Here is a 4,276-nt window from a genome sequence, read left to right on the forward strand (position 1 = left end):
ATGCGACGCAAGCTGGTGTGGGCCCTGTCGGGCCTGCTGTGGGGGGTGTCGGCCTGGGCGGCCCGTCCCCAGGAGGGCCTTGCGCCGATCAGGGTCGGCTTCATCTGCCCCTTCACCGGCGGCTCGGCCGACTTCGGCACCGCCGCGCGGCTGGGCGCCGAGCTGGCCGTCAGCGAGATCAACCAGGCCGGCGGCTACCTGGGCCGCCCGCTGGAGCTGGTCGCTCGCGACGACAAGTCCAACCCCGACGAGGGCCGCAAGATCGCCGAGGAGCTGGTGCAGGGCAAGAAGGCCGACTTCACCATCGGCTTCTGCAATTCCGGCGTGGCGCTCAAGTCGCTGGAGGTGTTCCAGAACGCCCACCACCTGCTGATGATCCCGGTGGCCACCGCCACCGCGCTGACCAGCCAGTTCCCGCCGGCCAGCAGCTTCATCTTCCGCGTCTCTCCGCGCGACGCGCTGCAGGCCGCCTTCCTGGTCGACGAGGTGCAGCGGCGCGGCCTGAGCAAGGTGGCGGTCTTCGCCGACAAGACCGGCTACGGCGAGGGCGGGCTCAAGGACGTTGAGCGCTTCCTGGCCCAGAAAGGGCTCAAGCCGGTTTATGTGGCCCGTTTCGACCTGGGCACCGCCAACCTCACGGCGCAGATGCGCGAGGCCAAGGCCGCCGGGGCCGAGGCCCTCATCGCCTACACCGTCGGCCCGGAGATGGGCATGCTGGCCCAGTCCCGCGCCGAGGCCGGCGTCAGCGCCGACCTGCTGGGCTCGTGGACGCTGGCGCTGCGCTCGGCCGAGGAGCGCGGGGGCAAGGCGCTGGAAGGCGCGGCCATGGCGCAGACCATCGTGCCGGACACCACGCTGGAGCGCCGGACGTCCTTCATCGCCCGGCTGCACCGCCTGCGGGGCAAGGAGCCGCTGGGCTCGCTGATGGCCGCCGCCCAGTCCTACGACGCCGTCTACCTGATGCTGGGCGCGCTGTTCCAGGCCCAGGGCCGCACTGACGGCGAGGCCCTCAAGAATGCGCTGGAGCACCTGAACCGGCCCTACAGCGGGGTGGTGACCACCTACGACCAGCCCTTCTCGCCCAGCGACCACGACGCCATCAGCGCCAACATGCTGTGGCTGGCCACCTGGCGCCGCGGCGATCTGCACTTCTACTACCCCGAGGACGCCCGCAAGGCGACGGTCATCCAGCGCAAGCCGGGCGCCGCGCACTGAGGCCGGGGTTCAGCCCTCTTCCGGGTGGGCCACCCAGCCCAGCTGGCCCTGGCCCAGCTCCTCCAGCTGAGCCACCAGCGTGGCTTGCTGGCCCTCCGTCACGCTGAAGTCCAGCCGCACCAGTGCGGCGTGCCGGGCATCCAGCAGCGGGGCCTCGGCCGCCTCCAGCGCGCGGCGGATGCGGCCCTCCAGCGCGTACGGCACCTGGCAGGCCAGGGTCCGCCGCTTCTGCAAGGTCACCCGCTCGGCCTGCAGCAGGGCCTGGGCCACGCTGTCGGTGTAGGCCCGCACCAGCCCGCCGGCGCCCAGCTTCACCCCGCCGAAGTAGCGCACCACGGTGGCCAGCACGCCTTCGAGTTCCTGGTGGCGCAGCACGTCCAGCATCGGCCGGCCGGCCGTGCCGCCGGGCTCGCCGTCGTCGTTGGCGGCCGACTGCCCCCCGGCCAGCAGCGCCCAGCAGACATGGGCGGCGCCGGGGTGCTCGGCCTTCAGCGCGGCCACCCGGGCCTGGGCCGCGGCGCGGTCGGCCATGGGCTCGACGCAGCCGATGAAGCGGCTCTTCTTGATCAGCAGCTCGCTGTGGACGGGGTGGGCAAGGGTGAAGGCCATGGGGGGCGAAACGCCGCGAGGGGGCTGTGCAATCCGCCACTGTCGCACATCCGACCGCCGCCCCGTGGGGCGCGTCCGGCTCGGCGACAATCCCGCCCATGCTCCAGTTCGAACTGCTCAAGACCGACGGCCTGGCCCGCCGCGGCCGCCTGACCCTGAACCACGGCGTCGTGCAAACGCCGATCTTCATGCCCGTGGGCACCTACGGCACCGTCAAGGGCGTGCTGCCGCGCTCGCTGCACGACATGGGCGCGCAGATCATCCTGGGCAACACCTTCCACCTCTGGATGCGTCCCGGCCTGGACGTGATGCAGAGCTTCGGCGGCCTGCACGGCTTCGAACGCTGGGACAAGCCCATCCTGACCGACTCCGGCGGCTTCCAGGTCTGGAGCCTGGGCGAGATGCGCAAGATCAGCGAGGAGGGCGTCAAGTTCGCCTCGCCGGTCAACGGCGACCGCCTCTTCCTCACGCCCGAGGTCAGCATGCAGATCCAGACCGTGCTGAACTCGGACATCGTCATGCAGTTCGACGAGTGCACGCCCTACGAGACCAAGGGCCACCTGACGACCGAGAAGGAAGCCCGCTTCTCGATGGAGCTGAGCCGCCGCTGGGCCCAGCGCTGCATCGCCGAGTTCGAGCGCCTGCAGAACCCCAACGCCCTGTTCGGCATCGTCCAGGGCGGCATGTTCGAGCACCTGCGTGAGGAGTCCCTGCAGGCCCTGGTCGAGATGGACCTGCCCGGCTACGCCATCGGCGGCGTCAGCGTGGGCGAGCCCAAGGAAGACATGCTGCGCATCATGGCCCACACCCCGCACCGGCTGCCGGCACACAAGCCGCGCTACCTGATGGGCGTGGGCACCCCCGAGGACCTGGTGGCCGGCGTGGCCTGCGGCGTGGACATGTTCGACTGCGTGATGCCCACCCGCAATGCGCGCAACGGCCACCTGTTCACCCGCTTCGGCGACCTGAAGATCCGCAACGCCCGCCACAAGAGCGACCACCGTCCCATCGACGAGACCTGCACCTGCTACGCCTGCACCGGCGACGCCAGCAACGGTGGCTTCAGCCGCGCCTATCTGCACCACCTGGACCGTTGCGGCGAAATGCTCGGCCCCATGCTGGCCACCATTCACAACCTGCACTACTACCTGAACCTGATGCGCGAAGTGCGCGAGGCGCTGGACGCCGACCGCTTCGAGGCATTCCGCCAGCAGTTCGCCACCGACCGCGCCCGCGGCGTCTGACGACCCGCCGCAGCCTGCCGACCCGGCCATCGCCCGGCCCTTGTGGCCACGGGCGATGCGCCTTCCACTGACCAACCACGGAAGCTCTCGCCCCATGGCGACCACCTCCCGGCGCCGCCGCGCCGCCGCACCGGCCGACGACGCGCCGCTGACGGCCGCGCTGGACGCGGCCCCTGTCCCCCTCTCCACCCCGGCTCCCGAGGCATCCGCCGAACCGGTGGCCCCCGCCGCCAAGCCTGCCCGCAAGCGCGCGGCGGCCCAGCCCCGCAAGACGGCGGCGGCCGCCGAGGCCGCGCCCGCCGAGGTCCCCGAGCCCGAGGCTCCGGCGCAGGCCGCGCCAGCCGCCCCGCGCGCGCCGGCCCGCAAGACCGCCAAGCGGCGCTCGGCTGCTGCCGAGGTCGTTGCGGCCCCGGCCGACGCGCAGATCGAGACCCCGGCCGCTGCGTCGGTGGCAGTGGTGCCAGCAGCGGCCGAACCGGAGGCGACCCAGGCGACCGAGACGCCGGCCCGCACATCCAGCCGCTCGCGCCGCCGCAGCCCGGCCGCCCCCACGCCCGAGGAGGTGACGGCGGTGACGGCGACCGAGGCTGAGGTGCCCGCCGCCGCCGAGCGCCCCGAGCCCGCGACGACCGATGCGCCGGTGGCCGCGCCTGTTGAGACGCCGCTGCCCATGCTGGAAGCCGCCGAGGCACTGCCGCCGGCATCCGCGGCCCAGTCCGAGCCCGAGGCCGGTGCCGAGCTGGCTGTGGTGGTCGAAGCCGCGCCGGCCCCCGCCCCGCAGCCGCCCACCCCCAGCCGGCTGAGCCTGACCGCCCGCCGCCTGCAGTGGGAGGCCGGCCGCGGCTGTCCCGAGACGCTGCGCCAGGCCGTCTCGCGCTGGCAAGACCGCGACGGTCGCCTCACCCTGAACGAGACCGAGGCCCTGGACGAGCTGGTGGCGGTGGCCGCCCGCTGCGGCCACCGGCTGATCGTGGACGAGGCCGTCTGGGCGCAGCTGGCGCTCAAGGGCGACCTGCGCCAGCGCATCGCCCACCTGGAAGCCTGCTTCCCGCAGGGCCTGGAAGCCGCCGAGTTCGAGGGCGCCGCCGCCGGCCCGCTGCCGGCCCGCCAGGCCCAGCGCGAGGCGGCCTTCTTCGCCGCCTGCGCCGGCGCCTGCCTGCTGGCCGACGCCGAGGGCCTGGAGCCCAAGCGCGAGCTGGCCCTGGCCT

Annotated in this window: 3 protein-coding genes and 1 pseudogene; 3 read left to right on the plus strand and 1 reads right to left on the minus strand. The window is 73.2% G+C overall.

Going from position 1 to position 4,276, the window contains the following annotated elements; genetic code table 11:
• On the plus strand, window positions 1-1,215 hold a 1,215-nt coding region (locus I73_RS05405; RefSeq protein WP_022979680.1), incomplete at its 5' end, for an ABC transporter substrate-binding protein.
• 9 nt (window positions 1,216-1,224) lie between these two features.
• Here I73_RS05405 and I73_RS05410 read toward each other — a convergent pair.
• Window positions 1,225-1,824, minus strand: coding sequence for a YigZ family protein (locus I73_RS05410; protein ID WP_022979681.1), 600 nt, complete (start codon window positions 1,822-1,824; stop codon window positions 1,225-1,227).
• 98 nt (window positions 1,825-1,922) lie between these two features.
• Here I73_RS05410 and tgt point away from each other — a divergent pair, with 98 nt between their 5' ends.
• Window positions 1,923-3,068, plus strand: a complete 1,146-nt coding sequence (tgt, locus tag I73_RS05415) for a tRNA guanosine(34) transglycosylase Tgt (protein WP_022979682.1) — start codon at window positions 1,923-1,925, stop codon at window positions 3,066-3,068.
• Between the two features lie 94 nt (window positions 3,069-3,162).
• Window positions 3,163-4,276 (plus strand): annotated as a pseudogene (locus tag I73_RS33080) (hypothetical protein); the annotation flags it as partial.

The sequence above is a fragment of the Ideonella sp. B508-1 genome, assembly GCF_000333615.1.
Lineage (GTDB): Bacteria > Pseudomonadota > Gammaproteobacteria > Burkholderiales > Burkholderiaceae_C > Ideonella.

Coding starts and splice junctions, on each gene's coding strand:
- I73_RS05410 (WP_022979681.1), bottom strand. CDS start 1,824: ATGGCCTTCACCCTTGCCCACCCCGTCCACAGCGAGCTGCTGATCAAG.
- tgt (WP_022979682.1), top strand. CDS start 1,923: ATGCTCCAGTTCGAACTGCTCAAGACCGACGGCCTGGCCCGCCGCGGC.